Below are 17,277 nucleotides of genomic sequence, written 5' to 3'. Positions count from 1 at the left end.
TCAAGCATATGAACGTAACGATTTTGCATGGCTACAGTGCGTCCAACTCCGGTGACGGCTTGCTCGTCGATCTGGCCATCGCGCTGGTGCAGCGCAATTTTGGCGAAGACACCGCGATCAGCGTCGTGGCCTCCGACCCGGAATCTTTCAGCTACTTGCCGCACCCGCGTTTCGACGCGCCGGTGATGGCGGCCAAGGGTTTGGGCCGGGTCAAACAAGCGGTGTTCCTCAATCAGTCCTACGCCGGGCTGGCGGATCTGCTGAAGAAAACCGATCTGATCGTCGGCGTCGGCGGCGGTTACATGCGCTCGAAAAGTGCCTTCGAACACATCAAGCTGAAACTCGGCCACGCCAAGCAACTGGAAACCGCGATCCTCAGCAAAGTGCCGTCGGTGTACCTGCCGCAAAGCATCGGCCCGTTCCACGGCGAGAGCAGCAAGATCGTCGAGCACTACGCTAGCGCCGATGCGGTATTCGTGCGTGACAATCGCTCCTCGGCGATTTTCGATGCCTGTGCAAACGTCTACCGCGCGCCGGATCTGGCGGTGCAGTCGTTGGCGAGCAAAATCCTCCAGCAGGCAAAATTCACCCGCTGCGCGTCTTCGCCAGCCACCGTGTGCGTGGTACTGCGCAAGCCGCCGGAGTGGAGCAAGGAAAAGAAAGTCGCTTACGTGGCCAATCTGAAAGTGCTGCTGCAGCGTTTGAAGAACAAAAGCAAAGTGGTCTGCGCCGTACAGAGCGCGGTACGCGGCAACGATGACGGCGCGTTCTATCGCGAACTGGGCATCACCGAAGACCTGTTGTCGCTGAAGGCGACGATTGCCAAATACCAACCGGATCTGGTGATTTCCGTACGCTTGCACGGCGCCATCGAGTCGCTGCTTTCCGGCGTGCCGGCGTACCACATCAGCTATGAACGCAAAGGCTTCGGCGCCTATCAGGACATGGGGGTCGAGGACTGGGTGATCAACGGCGGCGACATCAATGTCGACACCATTATCGAGACGGTTTATGCGCCGAATGCGCTGTCGAACTTCGGCAAGCGCCTGACCGATACCTGCCGAGAAATCGAAGCGAAAACCGTGGCCATGGACGAGATCATCAAAGGTGTCGTTCGATGATATTTCGGCTGCTGCTTCGCGGCGGAGCGTTGGGCGCGAAGTTTTTGCTGGTGTTGGCGATCACCCATTACCTCGGTTATGAGGCGCTGGGCTTCTACGGCGTGGTGGTCGCGGCATCGCTGATTGCGTCGAAGTTCTACAGCGTCGGTTTCAGTTCCGAGATCAATCGCTTGATCAGCGTCGGCGGCAGTTCGCGCCGGGTGGTCGATAAAGTCCTGCTGCTGTATCTGGCGGTGGGGTTGTTGTTGTCGGTAGCGACGGTGCTGATTTATTCACTGTTCCAGACAGTTGAAGCGCCGGCCGCGCTGATCCTTTGCGTGACGCTGGTTTTGCTCACTGAGCACCTGTCGTTCGAGATCAACTCTTTCGTGTTTTCTGCGCAGAAAGCCACGGCGGGCGCATTGCTGTTCTTCATCAAGACCGGCCTGTGGGCGCTGTTGGCGGTGGGCGGGATGATGCTCGATTGGGTCTCGGGAATCGCCAGCGTGCTGTGGCTGTGGGTCGCTGCCAACGTGCTGGTGATCATCGCCGGTTATCTGATCGTGGTGAACGTGCACAAGGGCCGGGTTGCCGGGACGCTGGCCACGGGCACCGTATGGAAGGCCGGCTTGCCGTTCTACCTCGGCACCGGGCTGATCGCGCTGAGTCAGTACGCCGAGCGCTTTCTGATCATCGACCTGGAACCCTACGCCAGCCTCGGTAAATACGTGTACGCATGGTCGGCGGCAAACACTTTGCAGGCGTTGTCCTATGCGGTGGTGGCGGTGGTCGGGATTCCGGTGCTGGCCAAGCGTTTTCAGGCTGAGCAACAGGCGTTCACGGTCAAGCAACTGTTCATCAACAAGTGGGTGATGCGCTCGCTGCTGGTGTCGGCGGCGGTGGCGGTGGCGATCTATGTGTTTTTCAACGTGGTGCTCGATTACGTCGCCACCAGCGTGCCGCGTCCGGACAATGCGATCCTCGGCGTACTGATTTTCTCCTTCGCCTTGCGCGCGATTGGCGACATCGTCTGGGGTGGTCTGATTGCTTCGAAAAACAGCCGGGTGTCATTGGCCAGCGCTGCCATTTGCTTGTTGGTTTCGGTGCCGGTCAGCTATCTGTTGATCAAGCACTATTCGATCTACGGCGCGGCGTGGGGCAACGTCTTCGCGATCATCGTGCAGCTCGTGGTGATTGCCGTGCTGACTCGCGCAACCGCTGCGAAAAAGGCTGCGTTGTCATGGGCCTGAAACTGCCGTGCATCGAGTTTCGTGGCAAGAGACTCGATTCGTATGTCTCGTTCCTGATCCTTTTCACCGGGCTGTTTCTGTCGGTGGCGATGCCGCTGCTGATTCCGCGTGATCCAGGCCCGGATGCGATGACCTTGTGGTCGTCCTACGCCCGTGCCGATAACTGCAACTTCTGGAACCCGTTCTCGCCCGATCGCTCGTCCTACGAGTGTTCGGCGTTCCTGCTGCGGCCCACCGGGATCAACCTGACCAATGCCTGGGCCTACGGCATGTTTTGCAACTTTTTCCTCACGGCGATTCCTGTGGTGGTGTTTCGGCGCATGCCGTTGGCGATCTTCGGCACGCTGTGTCTGTGGGGGATTGTGCGCTCGTTCTTCCTGGAGAATCTGACCAAGGAAATCATTGTGTCGGTGGCGGTGTTGAGCATTTTGCTCAGCTCGCTGACGCGTAAATATCGCGGTGGTTTTTTCCTTTCCGCGGTGATCTACGGTGTGCTGATCCGGCCTTACTGGATTCTGTTTTCGCTGTCGTGGGTCGGCGTCTGCGTGATGAAAAAGTATGTGTCGCGCACGACGTTCTTTCTGATGCTGTTTCTGTTCTACCTGGCGGTAGCCATGTCGATTCAGCTCGCACTGGGCTTCCCGGTGTCGTCGATTCGCGCCAGTAACAACGAACTGCGCACGGCGGGCGAGGAGGGCTCGAAATCCTTGATCGTGTCGTGGCTCAGCGGCAGCGACTTCGTTTCGCAGGCGCTGGACTCGATGATCATTTTCTTCCGCTTGTCATTCCCGGTGGAGCTGATTCTGCTGTCCGGCCCGGGTCAGGTGATCTTCGTGGCGTTGATGATCATGACCGCGTTGCTGCTGTTCAAAGTCATCACCTCGACCGATTACAAGGGCGCGCCGATCCAGACCAAACCCAAGGAACTGATCGCCATTCCGCTGGCGTTTCTGCTGGTGCAAGGGCTGTTCGAGCCGGACTTCGGCTCCTTCGCCCGACACTTCTCGATGGTGGTGCCGGTGTTGTTTGTCGGCCTGGGCTTGATGCTGCGGGCGAACAAACCGGTGCAGGTTGAATCAAGAATTCTGAATTGAGGCAGGTGCTTTATGTCGAGCAAGAAAAAGTCCCTGGAGATTGAAACCCTGCGTGGCCTGGCGTGCCTGTTGCTGGTGCTCTATCACGTCATCGGGCCGTTGGGCGGCGGGTTGAAGATCGATATCGGCTCGCCGTTCCGGGTCATCGCCGACTCGATGGTGTACGTGCGTATGCCGCTGTTCACCTTCATTTCCGGGTACATCTATTCGATCTACAAAATTCGTGGCAACGACTTTTCCGCGTTCTTCAGCGGCAAGGTGCGCCGCTTGATCGTGCCGCTGTTTTGCGTCGGTGTACCATTCTCGGTGTTGCAGGCTGTCGGGCCGGGGGTGAACAAGGATGTCGGTGTGATCGACGCGTTGTTGTCGTTCTGGGTGCCGATCAACCACTTCTGGTTCCTGCAGGCGGTGTTCATCATTTTCATGTTCGTCGGGCTGCTGGAGTGGCGCGGGATGCTGCGTTCGGCGACGCGGCTGTATGGGCTGTTTGCGTTTGCGGCGCTGCTGTTTTTGTTGTCGCCGTTCAAGTTCGATGCGTTCGGGATCAACGGGGCGATTTACCTGTTGCCGTTTTTCGTGGCGGGGATGATTGGCCAGGAAAATGTCGACGTGTTGAAGCAGCGCTTCAAGGTGATCGGGCCGCTGGTGTTTGTGCTGATTTCGCTGACGCTGTTGTATGTCGCGGCGATTGATCGTGAGCTGATTGTCGATCGTCGCAGTCTGATCGGGTTGACCGTGGGTTGCGTGTCTTGCATCGCGTTGCTGTCGAGTGATGTACGGTCGAAGGCGCTGACGTGGCTCGGTGGTTATTCGTATGCGATTTTCCTGTTTCATGTGTTGTTTGCGGCGACGTCGCGGTTTGTGCTGGGACGGTTGGGAGTGAAGGATGAAAGCCTGCTGGTACTCGGTGGCTTGAGTTGTGGCTTGCTTGGGCCGGTGGTGTTGTCGATGGTTTTCAGCCGGTTCAATTTCACTTCGGTGTTGTTCCTTGGGGAGCGGGCGGCGAAGAAGAAACCGGCGGTGCCCATCACCCCGGTGCCGCAAACCCAAAGCAGCTAAGAGCTTCGCGAGCAGCGGATCTTTGTCGAACACAATCCCTGTAGGAGTGAGCCTGCTCGCGATAGCGGTGGGTCAGGTAATGAAATGCTGACTGACAGACCGCTATCGCGAGCAGGCTCACTCCTACAGTTGATCTCTGTACACCCAAGCATTCAGTGGGCCATTTCAGACTGAAGGAAATTTTGCATGTTGGCAGTAGATGACGCTCAACCCGTCGCGGCGTCGGTGGTTCAGGTGGGCGATGCCCGCGAGCGTTTTGCGCAGTGGCGTGAAGGCAAGTCTGGCAAGGTTTTGTCGGTCTCGGTGATCGGCGACAGCTACAGCGCCGGGCAGGATTTTTACCTGAACAAACTGGTGCAGCGCGTGGCCGGGGAAGTGGGTTTTGCCGGGCCGGGTTACGTCGGTTTCAACCACGGCGCGGCGCTGGGCGGCACCCATTTCAAATACACCCGCAGCAGTGACAAGTACTTTGGCGGCGACTGGAAGGTTTCAGACCTGGGCCAGGCGAGTCCGGACAGTCGCACGGTGACAGGCCGGCCCGGCGCATGGTTGCAAGTGGATGCGAGTCCGACGCCGCGCATCGATACCGCTGTCACTCAGGCGAAACTGCTTTATCTGGGCAACGGCGAATCCAGCGAGATCCGCTATCGCTGGTCTCCCGCGCAAGACTGGCAACCCCTGAAGCTTGAAGGTTCGGGCGTGCAGGAAGTACCGCTGACAGGCCTCTCGGCAGCGAAAGACTGGTCCTTCAAACTGGAAGTGGTGAAGGGCGCGCCGACGTTGTTCGGCCTGTGGATGAGCAACGATCAGAATGGCGTGCGGGTCTCGAAGCTCGCGGCATCGGGTGCGGCTTCTGCGGATTTCTATCACCAGGATCCGCAGTGGCAGGTGCAGTGGAAAGCTGCCGTGTCGAAGATCCCCGCGGATGTTTACCTGATCATGCTCGGTGGCAATGATCAGGGCTTCGGCGTGAAGCCCGCGCAGTATCTGCAGAACGTTCAGGGGCTGGTGGGCATGCTGCGTGAGATTCAGCCGCAGGCGAGCATCAACCTGATCATGCGTCAGGACACCACGCGCTCCAGTGCGTATCCGATGTCGGCGTACGCGCAGGTGCTTGAACCGTGGGCGCTTGAGCAGCGTCTGGGGTATGCCAATCTGCAGTGCGCGTTCGGGCCGGACGTCAAACGCTACGCCGCTGCGATGATCGGCCCGGACAAGATTCATCCGGTACCGGCCACGGGCGGGAAGGTGATTGCTGACTACTTCTATGGCTGGATCACCGGCGCCAAGGATCGTTGCGACGCCTCCCCTAAATAACACGCAAACCCCGGGCGGTGATCGTTCCCACGCTCCGCGTGGGAATGCCGCCCGGGACGCTCCGCGTCCCTTCGCTGGGTGACGCAGAGCGTCGCTGGATGCATTCCCACGCAGAGCGTGGGAACGATCAGGTGAGGGGAGTTATTCGAAGGCGTCGACCTGCTCGAGCAATTCCGCAATCTTCTGCGGCATCAGCCGCGTATCGCACCGAGTCTCAACGTTGATGATGATCGCCGGGTCATTGCAGCAGATCCGCACCCGGAAGCGCCAGTCGCTGAAGATCACCTTCAGACCATCGCGATCATCCATCTCCAGCGCCTGCTCGCCATAGAGCGTTTTCAAATGCGCAAGCAGCGGATAGGGATCACGCAGCGGCCGGCGGATATCACCGGACGCCGGAAACACGCCAATCCGCTCCACCAGCAGAATCGTGCCCAGCCAGGTTTCGTTGGCGCTGGGCAACGGCTGATGGCGGGACAACCAGCTCATCACCCCGAGGTTACCCACCTCGCGTTCAATCTCTACGGAATGTTGTGCAATGTTCATGGTGGCCTCGTTGGGTGAAGGGAGCCGTCTCAGCGGCCCTTGAGATAGACGTTTTCGTAGCAGAAATTGGTCGCCTGCAAGTAACCCTCGGCGTCACCGCAGTCAAAACGCAGGCCTTTGAACTTGTAGGCCAGCACGCAACCGTTCTGCGCTTGTTTCATCAACGCGTCAGTGATCTGGATCTCGCCACCCTTGCCCGGTTGGGTGTCGGCGATCAGGTCGAAAATATCCGGGGTGAGGATGTAGCGGCCGATGATTGCCAGGTTCGACGGCGCGTCTTGCGGGGCCGGTTTTTCCACCATGTTGTTGACCCGATAGATGCCTTCGGACATCAGTTCGCCGGCGATCACACCGTACTTGTGGGTCTGGTCGGCCGGGACTTCCTGGATGGCGACGATCGAGCAGCGGAATTTCTTGTACAGCTCAATCATCTGGGTGAGCACGCCGTCACCTTCCAGGTTCAGGCACAGGTCATCGGCCAGCACCACGGCGAACGGCTCATCGCCGATCAGTGGACGGCCACTGAGAATCGCGTGACCCAGGCCCTTCATTTCCACCTGACGGGTGTAGGAGAAGGTGCAGGTGTCGATCAGTTCACGGGTGCCGGCGAGGAATTTCTCTTTCTCGGTGCCACGGATCTGGTGTTCGAGTTCGTAGCTGATGTCGAAATGGTCTTCCAGCGCACGCTTGCCGCGACCGGTGACGATGGCCATGTGTTGCAGACCGGCGTCCCGCGCTTCTTCAACGGCGTATTCGATCAACGGCTTGTTGACGATCGGCAGCATCTCTTTCGGCATGGCTTTGGTGGCCGGCAAGAAACGCGTGCCATAGCCGGCAGCGGGGAACAAACATTTACGAATCATAAAAGTATCCTGGACAGTCATGGAACACAGGCGACGGATGCGCGCACTAATACAGGGCGTGCAAGTTTCAATGTGGGATTGAAGGCTTACTTTAATACCCGAGTCAGGTTATTAATGGCAAATGCCAGTGACGGTAAAACACGACAATGTTATGAGATGTCGGTTAGTTGCTTGATAGTTATTTTTAGTCGGTATCTGATGATAGTGATGAGTGCGCGGGGAGTGCTAATAAGTAGCGGACAATACAGTCTGACCTGCAAAAATATTTATTGCCAGTCATTGAACTAGTTTTGTTTTCGGTTGTTGTCGCCTCGTTTGTGTGGATTGTGACACATATCTATTCAATAAGGCTTGACACGCTAACTTGTCACTTATCCAAAGACGGACCGCGCTATGAAGATTCTGGTAACGGGTGGTGCCGGCTATATCGGCTCGCATACCACACTTGCATTGCTTGAAGCAGGTTATGAAGTTGTCGTGCTGGATAATCTTTGCAACAGCAGTGAAGCCGCGTTGCACGCCGTTGAAACCATCTGCGGCAAGAGTGCCTGGATGATCCGCGGCGATGTCTGCGACCGCGCACTGCTCGACCGGATTTTCCGCGAGCACAACATCGAGGCAGTGCTGCATTTTGCCGGCCTGAAAGCGGTCGGCGAGAGCGTACGCAAACCACTTGAGTACTACGAGACCAACGTCAGCGGCAGCATTACGTTGTGCCAGGCAATGGCGGCGGCGGGGGTGTTCCGCCTGGTGTTCAGCTCGTCAGCCACGGTGTATGGCGAGCCTGAGCAGATGCCGATCCGCGAGGATTTTCCCACTGGTAATCCGACCAATCCCTACGGCCAGTCCAAGCTGATCGTCGAAAACGTGTTGCGTGACCTCAGCCAGGCCGAGCCGCGCTGGAGCATCGCCTTGCTGCGCTACTTCAACCCGATCGGCGCCCACGCCAGCGGCCATATGGGCGAAGACCCCAACGGCATTCCGAATAATCTGGTGCCTTACATCAGTCAGGTGGCGGTCGGCAGCCTGCAAGAGCTGTCGATCTTCGGCAATGATTACCCGACTGTGGACGGCACCGGCGTGCGCGATTACATCCACGTCGTCGATCTGGCGGACGGGCACTTGAAGGCGTTGCAGTCGATCTCCGGGCGTACCGGCATTCACACCTGGAACCTCGGCACCGGCGATGGCTACAGCGTGCTGCAAGTGCTTCACGCTTTCGAACAGGCCTGCGGGCAACCGGTGCCGTACCGGATGATGCCGCGCCGTTCCGGGGATATCGCCGAGAGTTGGGCCGATGCTTCCAAGGCTGCTAAGGAACTTGGCTGGAAAGCCACGCGCAACTTGCAGGACATGGTCACCGACACTTGGCGCTGGCAATCGAACCATCCCAAAGGCTACTTGCGATGATGGCCATTTAACCCAATGTTATTTTCAGTCAGCTTGTTAGATAACGTCGGGAAATTACACTGGCAATGCCTTTTGCAAGTCCGTAGATATAAACCTGCCGTTCGACTTTTATCAGTTGGGTAAGACTGTGAAAGAACAACGGATCTTGTTCGCGCTTTTTGCGGACTTGAACTCACCACCGCTAACTCAGGCCGGTTTTTTAACAGGTCGAATGTTAGAAAGGAGTTGATATGAAAAAAGTGATGGCAGTTGCCCTGTTGACGATGTTGAGCAACTGGGCTGCCGCCGCTGAAGCACCGCTGACAGCGGTAACCAATGTAGGTGGCAACGTGGCGGCTTCTCAAGCGCCCGCAGCCAGTACTGCAATGGTTGCCAGTGCTGTAGCGGCGTCTAACAGCGGTGGCAGTGCCAACGGCGGTACCACCGGTACGACGGGTACCACCGGTACAACCGGCACGCATAACTAACAGGAAGTTCTGTTAGTGCAGTACAGGGTCGCCCGACGCAAGTCGGGTGACTTTGTTTTTGGATTCGCCCTTGAATAGCGTAGTGCCATTATGACTCGTAGTGTTTATCTTTTAATGTTGGCAAGTCTCGCTTTGCAAGGTTGCATGTTTTCCCCCGGTCAATACCTCAGCACCAGCAGCATCACCCGTCAGGGTGCCAGCGAAAGCAGCCGGGTCGAGCTGATTCCGATCACGCCCAAGCTGATCGCCATGAATCGCTCCACGCAAAAGCGTGAGTCGCTGCCGCCGGAGCTGTTGGCGACCCCGGCCGAATACCGCATCGGCAACAACGATGTTCTGTACATCACCGTATGGGATCACCCTGAGCTGACGGCCCCCTCCGGCGCGCAACAACAGATCGATGCCAACGGCCGTCTGGTGCGTTCCGATGGCACGCTCTATTACCCGTTCATCAAGGAAGTCCAGGCCGCCGGCCGGACCATCCAGCAACTGCGCTCGGACATTGAACAGCGGCTGTCGGCATTCATTGCCGAGCCGCAGGTGGATGTCGCGGTGTTGCGTTTTGCCAGCCAGAAAGTCGTGGTCACTGGCGCGGTGGCCAAGGCCGGTCCGCAAGCGATTTCCACCAACCCGCTGAGCGTGGTCGAAGCCCTCGGTTCCGCCGGTATCGATACCAACAACGCCGATCTGTCCGGGCTGCTGCTGACGCGTAATGGCCGCACCTATCCGCTCAATCTCGACTCGCTCAATCAGCAGGATTCCGAGTTGCAGAACGTCTTCCTCAAGGGCGGCGATCAGCTGTACCTGCCGTACAACGACAACAAGCGCATCTACGTGATGGGCGAGGTCAACCAGCCGCGTGCGCTGAGTTTCAAGACCGCGACGATGAACCTCACCGACGTGCTCGGTTCGGTCGGTGGCTTGAGCCAGACCACCTCCAACGGCAACGCGGTGTACGTCATTCGCGGCGTAGAAAACCTCGATGTCGAACCGGCGAAGATCTACCAGCTGGAAGCCGAGTCGCCGACTGCCATGGCGCTCGCGTCGCACTTCGAAGTGCGTCCTCAGGACGTGGTGTACGTCGGGCCTGCCAACGTGACTCGCTGGAATCGCTTGATCAGTCAATTGGTGCCGTCGGCATCGATTGTCGGCACTGGCGCTTCCGCTGCGAAGAACTGGAGCGAATACAGTAACAACAGCAAATAAGGCCGCCGACTTTGAATATTTTGAAAGTTGGCGTCTGCCTGATGGCGGCCTCGTTGCTGTGCGGCTGTAACCCGTTGATGAGCGCTTCGTTGAACAACCTTAAAGCGGCGGTCGTCGGCCCGGATGAAGTCGACGTGTCGGCGGCTGAAGTCGCCGGGGTCAATTACCCGCAAATGAAACTGACCACGCCGTCCGGCTCCGGGGTGCTGGCGCTGGTGCGCGAGCGTGAAGACCTGCAGTTCTGGGTCGCCTCGGGCAAACAAGTGCTGTTGCTGCGCAATGGCCTCGCCGTGCGCACCATTGGTCTGGGCCTGGAAGGCGATCTCGATGGCACGCGGCTGGCCGATGACTCGCCGTTCAAGCAAGGCCTGCACCACGTCGCGGACGGTTTTACCACGCGGCGCTGGATCGACCTTTACAAGGGTCAGGAAGTCGGGGTGATCGTCAACAGCCGTTTCTCCCGTCGCTCGGAACAGACCCTGACGATTCTCGACAAGGAATACACGGTGCTGCGTGTCGATGAACACATTGACGCCCCGGCCATTGGCCTGAGCGCGACCAATCGTTACTGGGTCGACCCGCGTGACGGTTTCATCTTGCAGAGCGAGCAGCAACTGACGTCGCAGTTGCGCGTCAAGGTTGTGCAACTGACCCCTGATCGCAGGCACCTGCCGTGATGCGCCTGAAAATGTTGTCGGCGAGTTTGTTGCTGGTCGCGAGTGTGAGTCAGGCGGCCGTCACGGTGTCGGGTGATGTCGCCAATCCCGGGCCAGTCCCGTTGCCACCGGGCGGACGCTTGCTCGATGTGATCAGCGAAGCGGTGCCGAATGCCGAAGGCTATTGGCTGGCGGGCGGCTTGCTGCGGCAGTCGCTGATTGAGCAGCAGACACGGCTCAAGGTCGGTGTGCTGTTTGATCTGGATGTGCTGCAACGCATGTCGATGCTGTTCGACCGGCCGAGTCGGGCGGCACTGGCGCAGCGCATTGCCGAACAAGTGCGGCAGATGCCGGTGACTGGACGGCAGATCGCCGACCTCGATCCGGTCGCGTTGGAGGTTGGCTTCGCGCGCAACATTCGCCTCGATGACGGCGATCGTCTGATCTACCCGAAACGTGTCGACGAAGTGCAAGTGCTCGGTGCCGTCGCCGAGCCTTGCCACTTGCCGTATCAGCCGTTGCAGGAGGCCCGTGAGTATCTGCAAGGCTGTTCGATTCTGAGCGATGCCGAAGCCGATTATCTGTGGCTGATCCAGCCCAACGGCGCTTCGCAACGTGTCGGCATCGCCCACTGGAATCGCGAGAGCGGGCACTTTCCCGTGGCCGGCAGCAAGATTCTGGTGCCGTTGAAAAATGATGATCTTGATCCGCCTCTTCCTGAACTGAATCAGCAGTTGGCCGAATTTATTGCCACGCAGCTGGCCGAGGTGGTTCGTTGAAGTTACGTTTTGCAGCTGTGTTGTTATTGCCCTGCGGTCTGGCGCATGCCGAGCCGCGCATTACCCAGAATGACTTCGGTGGCACCGGTCTGTTGCAGACGCCAACCGCGCGCATGGCCCCGGCCGGCGAGTTGAGCGTCAACGCCAACCGCACCGATCCGTACAGTCGCTACAGCGTGTCGTTGCAGCCGCTGGACTGGCTCGAAGGCTCGTTTCGCTACACCGCGATCACCAACCGGCCGTACGGCTCGGAGGCCCTCAGCGGCAGCCAAAGCTATAAGGATAAGGCGGTCGACGTCAAAGTCCGGCTGTGGCAGGAAAGTCACTGGCTGCCCGACGTGGCGCTGGGCTTCCGAGATATCGGTGGTACCGGTTTGTTCTCCAGTGAATTTTTCGTCGCCAACAAGCGTTACGACAACTTCGATTTCAGCGCCGGGATTGCCTGGGGTTATCTCGGTAATCGCGGCGATATCGACAACCCGTTGGGCTACGTCAGCGATCGCTTCGATACCCGTCCGGCGCTTGAAGGCACCGGTGACGTCAACTCGGGTTCGTACTTTCGTGGGCGGCCGTCGTTCTTCGGTGGCGTGAGTTATCAGACGCCGTGGGATCGCCTCAGCCTGAAACTCGAATTCGAAGGCAACGACTACAAGCATGAGCCGAAGGAAAACGAGATCAAGCAGGACTCGCCGATCAACCTTGGCGCGGTGTTCAAAGTCACCGATTCGGTCGATGTCAGCGCGGCGTGGGAGCGCGGTAATACGGCGATGTTCGGCGTGACCTTTCACACCAATTTCGTCAGCCGCAAGGCACCGGCGAAGACTTACGATCCAACCCCGGAACCGCTGCCGGCGAAGGCTCCGGCCACGGCGATGGATCAGGTCAACTGGGCCAACGTCTCGCAGCGTTTGCAGCAGAATGCCGGCTACAAGGTCGAGCGCATCACGCAGCGTGATTCCGAGCTGATCGTCTATGGCGAGCAGCAGCGTTACTTCCATTCGTCCAAGGCTGTGGGGCGGGCGAGCCGGATTCTCGACAACAGCGTCAACGACGACATCGACTGGTTCACCGTGGTCAACAAGCGCTACGACTTGCCGCTGGAAGAAACCAGCGTGCCGCGTCAGACCTTCCGCGAGGTGATCAACAACGAAGAGCCACTTGAATCGCTGCACCGCACCACCGAGATCAACCCGGCGATGCCGCACAACGAGAAGACCCTCTACACCGAAGCACCGCAGCATTTCAGCTATGGCGTGGGGCTGGGCTTCAAGCAGAACGTCGGTGGCCCGGATGGCTTGCTCTATCAATTGAGCGCCGATGCCGACGCCGAATATCGCTTCAACCGCAACACCTGGTGGAGCGGTTTGCTCAGCGCCAACCTGGCCAACAACTTCGACAAATTCACCTACGACGCGCCGAGCGGTTTGCCGCGTGTGCGCACGGATTTGCGTCAGTACCTGACCACGTCTAACACCACCATGCCGTTGTTTCAGATGAGTCATGCCGAGCAGTTGGATAAAGACTGGTACGGCATGGTGTATGGCGGTTATCTGGAATCGATGTTTGCCGGTGTCGGCGGTGAAGTGTTGTTCCGCCCGACCGGTGAGCGCTGGTCGGTGGGCGCGGATCTGAACTGGGTGCGTCAGCGCGATTTCGATCAGGGTTTTGCCCTGCGTGATTACTCGGTGGTGACCGGGCATATCACCGGTTATACCGATCTGCCGTTTGATACGCTGGCGGCGGTGAGCGTCGGGCGTTATCTGGCCGGTGACTGGGGCGGCACGCTGGACATCTCGCGCGAGTTTTTCAATGGCGTGCGTTTTGGCGCGTGGGCGACGATCACCACGGCGGGCAGTGCCGAGTATGGCGAAGGTAGTTTCGACAAAGGCATCTACCTGTCGATCCCGTTCGACGAAATGATGAGCATGTCGACCATGCGCCGCGCCAACCTGGTCTGGGCCCCACTGACCCGTGACGGTGGTGCGCGACTGAGCCGCAGCTACCAACTGCACTCGATGACCGATAGCCGGGAAGGGGATATGTTTTATCGGAATTTCGAGAAGATTACGGAGTAAGCGCGGATCTCCCGAACACCCTGGAACCTGTAGGCCTTCGCCTGCTCGCGATAGCGTCCGACCAGTCGACATCACTGTTGCCTGACCCACCGCTTTCGCGAGCAGGCTCGCTCCCACATTAGCTATCTGTCACGCCACAAATCCCGAGCCAACCATAAATCCCTGTGGGAGCGAGCCTGCTCGCGATAGCGTCCGTACAGTTGACCCCCCGCCATCGCGAGCAGGCGAAGGCCTACATTGGATTTTCATCACGCCACAAATCCCGAGCCATCCACAAATCCCTGTGGGAGCGAGCCTGCTCGCGAAGGCGTCAGCACATCCAGCATCAATGTTGCCTGACCCACCGCTTTCGCGAGCAGGCTCGCTCCCACATTGGATATCTGTCACGCCATAAATCCCGAGCCAACCACAAATCCCTGTGGGAGCGAGCCTGCTCGCGATAGCGTCCGTACGGTCGACATCCCCGTTGCCTGACCCACCGCCATCGCGAGCAGGCGAAGGCCTACATTGGTTATCTGTCACGCCAAAAATCCCGATGCCATCCCAAATCCCTGTGGGAGCGAGCCTGCTCGCGAAAGCGTCAGCACAGTCAGAATCATCATTGCCTGACCCACCGCTTTCGCGAGCAGGCTCGCTCCCACATTAGCTATCTGTCACGCCATAAATCCCGAACCATTCCCGAATCCCTGTGGGAGCGAGCTTGCTCGCGAAGGCGTCAGCACAGTCAGCATCATCGTTGCCTGACCCACCGCTTTCGCGAGCAAGCTCACTCCCACAAGTTCTTTGCATCCCTCCACAATCCACTCTCGCTCCCAAATCCCAGGCACAAAAAAGGGGACTTTCGTCCCCTTGCGGTATGCAGCTTCGAACCTCAGTAAATATCCTTCGACAGCAACGTAAACGGCGTCTTCACCAGGATCTTCAGATCCAGCCACAACGACCAGCTGTTGATGTACTGCAGGTCAATCTCCACACGTTTCTGCATCTTGTCGATGGTGTCCGTCTCACCACGGCAGCCGCTGATCTGGGCCAATCCGGTGATCCCCGGTTTAATCCGGTGACGCGCCATGTACGCGAGGATTTTCCCCGAGTAGTAGTTGTTGTGCGCGACGGCGTGCGGGCGTGGGCCGACCAGAGCCATATGCCCCTGCAACACGTTGAACAGTTGCGGCAATTCGTCCAGCGAAGTACGGCGGATAAAGCGACCGACTGCGGTAATGCGCGAGTCATTGCGGCTGGCCTGCTTCACATCACGGTCATCGTGAACACGCATCGAGCGGAACTTCCAGACCTTGATCACCTTGCCATTCCAGCCATGACGATCCTGTTTGAAAAACACCGGGCCGGGCGAGTTGATCTTCACCGCTAGCGCGATGATCAGCAGGATCGGACTCAGCGCGATGATCGCCAGAAACGCCACGGTTTTCTCGACCAGACTCTTGCTCAAAGCAGCAGTAGGGCGGCTGGTCAGCGGGCTCTCGTTCAAGTAGATCGCCGGCAGACCGTCCACGACCTTCACCGAGTGATTGAGCAGGGTCAGACTGTTCAAGTCCGGCACCCACACCACATCAACGTTGGCCCCTAGCAAGTCACCATAAATCGCCTCGATTTTCGCTGCCTCACACAGCGGCAGGGTGATGTACAAACGACGAATGTCATGCGCCTCGATCAGCTCCAGCAACTGTTCCTGATCGCCAACTACACGCGGTGCATCCGAACCCAGCGCAGACACATCACCATTGCTGACCAAACCTACCAACGGCAGATTTTCCAGTTGGCTGAGCTTCTTCGCCAGACCCAATGCCAGTTCGCCGGTGCCGACGATCAGCGTCTTGTGCTCGCTTTTACGCGACCGTTGGTAGTACTTGGAAAACGCATGCAGCGGAGCGTACAGAAACGCCTGACCGAGGAAGCCATACACCGCCCAGCTCAGAATCACCTGCCGCGAAAACAGCTCATCGGCCTGGCAGACAAAGGCGATGCACGCCAGCGCTGCCATGGTCATCGACCAACCCATGAACAGCCGACCGAGACCGGTCAGGTAATTGTCACGCTTGCGATACACACCGCTAAACGTATAAGCCGGCACCGACGCCAGTACCGCCAGCGTCGCACACATACGGTAGTAGAACGCGACCGTCCCGGTGTGCTGCTCAGCGAGTATGAACAACAGCGTCACGACAAAGCCCTGTGCCAGCGCCCATTGGCCCCAAAAGGTCAGTCCCTTGAGGCCTGTGCTTCGATTGATACTTAAAGAAAGATCCATACGGTATCCCCAAAAGACGTCCATTCAGGTTTCAACAGTTGAAAGCCGAGTTGTTATCCAGACTTATTGTTTTTGTTGTAGCGAGTGCCCTGAGGTAACAACATCGATATGCCGAACTGTCGTCAGTCAATAGACTAAGTTATTGCCGGGAATGGTGTCTGACGAGTTCTAACAAGATGGCACAGTGCCAACTTTTTAATAATTAAATATAAGACTGTTAGAAAAGGTCGCAGAGGAGGGGGTGAATTAATGATGTTGTATTTGTTACTGTTGGAGGGGTGGAGGCAGGGAGTTTTTGATTTCAGGGAGGAAGATGAAGCCAAACAGAGTGCTCTTGTTGTTTTTGTAATCGCACTTTTATCTGTTTGTTCTGTTCGTGGAGGTTTTCGTGGTTATGCGACGATTTCCTGAATCAGGCAATAACCGCGGTTTCTGACGGCACGAAACAGTCGCTCACCTTGACTGGCGCTTTTGAATTTATCTTGCAAACGACTCAGGCACATTTCCAGGCCGCGATATTGTTCAGGCTCGCGACCGATGCTGAGAATCAGCTCGTCACGGCTGACAACACGCTCTTCATGGCTGAGCATTTTCCTGACCAGTGCTGTTTCCAGGCCCGTCAGACTGATCTCGACACCTTCTTTCATCAATGCACCCTGGTCAGGGTCAAGATGCCAGGTTTCATTGCCAGGCATATCACCTTCAACGGCAGGAGGCATGTTGCGGGTTTCACCGGTAATGGCCGGGACATTCTGGAAAGGATTGGCCGATTGCGCTGCCAGCCACTCGGACTCAAGCGTGGCCAATATTCGCTGAGTATCGTGTTCGATACTGCGCGCGACATTTTTCCGACTAATGCCTGGATATGTGAACTCCATCACCATTGGAGCGGAAGAGGGCGAATCAACCCCTTCAAACGAATTGAAACGTTCACTGGACAGCATGCTCTCCAGTTCGCGTTGCGACGTTGTACTGTGAGTCACGACAACAAAATATTTCCTTGGGAGGGTTGTACTAGTTTCCATGTCTCTCTCCTAAATACATACCAAAATTGGCTAAAAGAAAAATCGGCAGGCGAGCAATGACTTCCTCGGAAGTAATCGATAGGCAGGGTCTGGGCCCAAGAATGGCCCTCGATAAATTCCACTCGAACTGCTGCTATGTTATGGAGTTTTATTGTTATGGGTCG

At 57.7% G+C, this 17,277-nt stretch carries 15 protein-coding genes and 1 pseudogene; 12 read left to right on the top strand and 4 right to left on the bottom strand.

The genetic code is table 11. The annotated features are described in order from the left end of the window. Window positions 1–8: 8 nt before the first annotated feature. The 5 genes from PspS49_RS20000 to PspS49_RS19980 all read left to right on the top strand — a co-directional run bounded on the left by PspS49_RS20000 (window position 9) and on the right by PspS49_RS19980 (window position 5,820). Window positions 9–1,121: a polysaccharide pyruvyl transferase family protein gene (locus PspS49_RS20000; protein WP_150776689.1), complete on the top strand. Its 1,113-nt coding sequence runs from the start codon at window positions 9–11 to the stop codon at window positions 1,119–1,121. Continuing rightward, the gene (locus PspS49_RS19995) at window positions 1,118–2,350 is read left to right on the top strand and encodes a polysaccharide biosynthesis C-terminal domain-containing protein (protein WP_150751277.1); all 1,233 of its coding nucleotides are present in this window, start codon (window positions 1,118–1,120) and stop codon (window positions 2,348–2,350) included. The genes PspS49_RS20000 and PspS49_RS19995 overlap by 4 nt, the downstream gene beginning before the upstream one ends. Beyond that, window positions 2,341–3,444, top strand: a complete 1,104-nt coding sequence (locus tag PspS49_RS19990; protein ID WP_016986717.1) for a hypothetical protein — start codon at window positions 2,341–2,343, stop codon at window positions 3,442–3,444. The genes PspS49_RS19995 and PspS49_RS19990 overlap by 10 nt, the downstream gene beginning before the upstream one ends. A gap of 12 nt (window positions 3,445–3,456) precedes the next feature. Next, entirely contained in the window at window positions 3,457–4,503 is a 1,047-nt protein-coding gene (locus PspS49_RS19985; RefSeq protein ID WP_160041189.1) for an acyltransferase, read from the top strand. A gap of 186 nt (window positions 4,504–4,689) precedes the next feature. Beyond that, entirely contained in the window at window positions 4,690–5,820 is a 1,131-nt protein-coding gene (locus PspS49_RS19980) for a GDSL-type esterase/lipase family protein (RefSeq protein ID WP_160041187.1), read from the top strand. Window positions 5,821–5,961: 141 nt separating this feature from the next. Here PspS49_RS19980 and PspS49_RS19975 read toward each other — a convergent pair whose 3' ends face one another. Beyond that, window positions 5,962–6,366, bottom strand: coding sequence for a mannose-1-phosphate guanylyltransferase (locus tag PspS49_RS19975; RefSeq protein ID WP_160041185.1), 405 nt, complete (start codon window positions 6,364–6,366; stop codon window positions 5,962–5,964). A gap of 29 nt (window positions 6,367–6,395) precedes the next feature. Beyond that, on the bottom strand, window positions 6,396–7,229 hold the full coding sequence (gene galU / locus PspS49_RS19970) for a UTP--glucose-1-phosphate uridylyltransferase GalU (protein ID WP_108225788.1): 834 nt from the start codon (window positions 7,227–7,229) through the stop codon (window positions 6,396–6,398). A 393-nt stretch (window positions 7,230–7,622) separates the two neighbouring features. On the opposite strand from galU, the gene galE reads away from it, so the two are divergent. The 7 genes and pseudogenes from galE to PspS49_RS29880 all read left to right on the top strand — a co-directional run. Further along, window positions 7,623–8,639: a UDP-glucose 4-epimerase GalE gene (galE, locus tag PspS49_RS19965; RefSeq protein ID WP_127929130.1), complete on the top strand. Its 1,017-nt coding sequence runs from the start codon at window positions 7,623–7,625 to the stop codon at window positions 8,637–8,639. Window positions 8,640–8,869: 230 nt separating this feature from the next. Continuing rightward, window positions 8,870–9,106: a hypothetical protein gene (locus PspS49_RS19960; protein WP_007910552.1), complete on the top strand. Its 237-nt coding sequence runs from the start codon at window positions 8,870–8,872 to the stop codon at window positions 9,104–9,106. A gap of 144 nt (window positions 9,107–9,250) precedes the next feature. Further along, window positions 9,251–10,312 (top strand): polysaccharide biosynthesis/export family protein, encoded by a 1,062-nt coding sequence (locus tag PspS49_RS19955; protein ID WP_127929129.1) that lies wholly within the window; start codon window positions 9,251–9,253, stop codon window positions 10,310–10,312. An 11-nt stretch (window positions 10,313–10,323) separates the two neighbouring features. After that, window positions 10,324–10,989, top strand: coding sequence for a YjbF family lipoprotein (locus PspS49_RS19950; protein WP_150776625.1), 666 nt, complete (start codon window positions 10,324–10,326; stop codon window positions 10,987–10,989). Then, window positions 10,989–11,747 carry a capsule biosynthesis GfcC family protein gene (locus tag PspS49_RS19945; RefSeq protein ID WP_160042564.1) on the top strand — a complete coding sequence of 253 codons (759 nt, stop codon included), beginning with the start codon at window positions 10,989–10,991 and terminating at the stop codon, window positions 11,745–11,747. Before PspS49_RS19950 ends, PspS49_RS19945 begins: the two co-directional genes overlap by 1 nt. Continuing rightward, window positions 11,744–13,822, top strand: coding sequence for a YjbH domain-containing protein (locus PspS49_RS19940; RefSeq protein WP_160041183.1), 2,079 nt, complete (start codon window positions 11,744–11,746; stop codon window positions 13,820–13,822). Before PspS49_RS19945 ends, PspS49_RS19940 begins: the two co-directional genes overlap by 4 nt. A gap of 664 nt (window positions 13,823–14,486) precedes the next feature. Further along, window positions 14,487–14,603, top strand: a pseudogene (locus PspS49_RS29880) (metal ABC transporter ATP-binding protein); the annotation flags it as partial. A 90-nt stretch (window positions 14,604–14,693) separates the two neighbouring features. Here the strand turns inward: PspS49_RS29880 and PspS49_RS19935 are convergent. After that, window positions 14,694–16,088 carry an undecaprenyl-phosphate glucose phosphotransferase gene (locus PspS49_RS19935; RefSeq protein ID WP_007950006.1) on the bottom strand — a complete coding sequence of 465 codons (1,395 nt, stop codon included), beginning with the start codon at window positions 16,086–16,088 and terminating at the stop codon, window positions 14,694–14,696. Window positions 16,089–16,480: 392 nt separating this feature from the next. Next, complete coding sequence (locus PspS49_RS19930; protein ID WP_150751270.1) at window positions 16,481–17,113, bottom strand: winged helix-turn-helix domain-containing protein; 633 nt, start codon at window positions 17,111–17,113, stop codon at window positions 16,481–16,483. Window positions 17,114–17,277 lie beyond the last annotated feature (164 nt).

The organism is Pseudomonas sp. S49 (genome assembly GCF_009866785.1).
In the GTDB taxonomy this organism is placed as follows: domain Bacteria; phylum Pseudomonadota; class Gammaproteobacteria; order Pseudomonadales; family Pseudomonadaceae; genus Aquipseudomonas.
Note: the sequence above shows the minus strand (reverse complement) of the source record. Positions and strands in the feature narration are given on the sequence as shown.

Coding starts and splice junctions, on each gene's coding strand:
- PspS49_RS20000 (WP_150776689.1), top strand. CDS start 9: ATGAACGTAACGATTTTGCATGGCTACAGTGCGTCCAACTCCGGTGAC.
- PspS49_RS19995 (WP_150751277.1), top strand. CDS start 1,118: ATGATATTTCGGCTGCTGCTTCGCGGCGGAGCGTTGGGCGCGAAGTTT.
- PspS49_RS19990 (WP_016986717.1), top strand. CDS start 2,341: ATGGGCCTGAAACTGCCGTGCATCGAGTTTCGTGGCAAGAGACTCGAT.
- PspS49_RS19985 (WP_160041189.1), top strand. CDS start 3,457: ATGTCGAGCAAGAAAAAGTCCCTGGAGATTGAAACCCTGCGTGGCCTG.
- PspS49_RS19980 (WP_160041187.1), top strand. CDS start 4,690: ATGTTGGCAGTAGATGACGCTCAACCCGTCGCGGCGTCGGTGGTTCAG.
- PspS49_RS19975 (WP_160041185.1), bottom strand. CDS start 6,366: ATGAACATTGCACAACATTCCGTAGAGATTGAACGCGAGGTGGGTAAC.
- galU (WP_108225788.1), bottom strand. CDS start 7,229: ATGATTCGTAAATGTTTGTTCCCCGCTGCCGGCTATGGCACGCGTTTC.
- galE (WP_127929130.1), top strand. CDS start 7,623: ATGAAGATTCTGGTAACGGGTGGTGCCGGCTATATCGGCTCGCATACC.
- PspS49_RS19960 (WP_007910552.1), top strand. CDS start 8,870: ATGAAAAAAGTGATGGCAGTTGCCCTGTTGACGATGTTGAGCAACTGG.
- PspS49_RS19955 (WP_127929129.1), top strand. CDS start 9,251: ATGTTTTCCCCCGGTCAATACCTCAGCACCAGCAGCATCACCCGTCAG.
- PspS49_RS19945 (WP_160042564.1), top strand. CDS start 10,989: ATGCGCCTGAAAATGTTGTCGGCGAGTTTGTTGCTGGTCGCGAGTGTG.
- PspS49_RS19935 (WP_007950006.1), bottom strand. CDS start 16,088: ATGGATCTTTCTTTAAGTATCAATCGAAGCACAGGCCTCAAGGGACTG.
- PspS49_RS19930 (WP_150751270.1), bottom strand. CDS start 17,113: ATGGAAACTAGTACAACCCTCCCAAGGAAATATTTTGTTGTCGTGACT.